1 protein-coding gene is annotated in these 657 nt (G+C 81.9%); it reads right to left on the bottom strand.

Translation table 11 applies throughout. The features are described 5' to 3' along the window. The coding region (locus HN013_RS32245) for a DUF4157 domain-containing protein (RefSeq protein ID WP_171172568.1) at positions 1–368 on the bottom strand (368 nt) is incomplete at its 3' end. Between the last annotated feature and the right edge of the window lie 289 nt (positions 369–657).

Genomic DNA, 657 nt, shown 5'->3' with positions numbered 1-657 from the left:
GGGGCGGCGCCCCGGCCGGCCCGGCGGACGACCGGCGCGCCGGGCCGTGGTGCGATCGCGGCCCGGCCGCCGGCCGCCAGCGTCTCCACCGCGCGATCCGCCTCCGCCTCCAGCCGCGGGTCGTCCACCACCGTGGCGCGCGGACCGGACCCCGTGTACGCCTGCACCACGTGGGCCAGTTCGTGCGCGATGAGGCCGCGCCCGGCGGGAGTGTCGGGCCGGTACTCCCCGGTGCCGAAGACCAGGTGCGGCCCCAGGGAGAAGGCACGGGCGTCGAGCGCGGCCGCCGCGAGGGCGGCCGACGGCCCGTCGTGGACGCGGACGTGACCCAGGTCGCGGCCGAACCCGGCCTCCATCTGCCCGCGCACGGACGGGGGAAGAGGGCGCCCGGGCTGGGCGACCGCGGCCCGCACGTACGGGGCGCCGTGATGCGGGGGCGTGGTGGCCGGCGCGGGGGAGGGGGACGGCGTGGTGGCCGCGGGGTGGGCCCGGGCCGCGGCCGGCGGGGCGAAAGCGGGTGCCGGCGGGGCGAAGGCGGGTGCCGGCGGTGCCGCCTGGCCGATTCGTGGAACCGGTGCCGACACCGCGGAGTGCGGCGTAGTGGCCGCGGCGCCCGACCGGGCCGCGGCCGGCGGAGCGAAGGCGGGTGCCGGGGCC

The organism is Streptomyces sp. I05A-00742 (genome assembly GCF_013055795.1).
Taxonomy (GTDB): domain Bacteria; phylum Actinomycetota; class Actinomycetes; order Streptomycetales; family Streptomycetaceae; genus Streptomyces.
The sequence above is the reverse complement of the archived record's forward strand: the minus strand, read 5'-3'. Positions and strand labels throughout refer to the sequence as shown.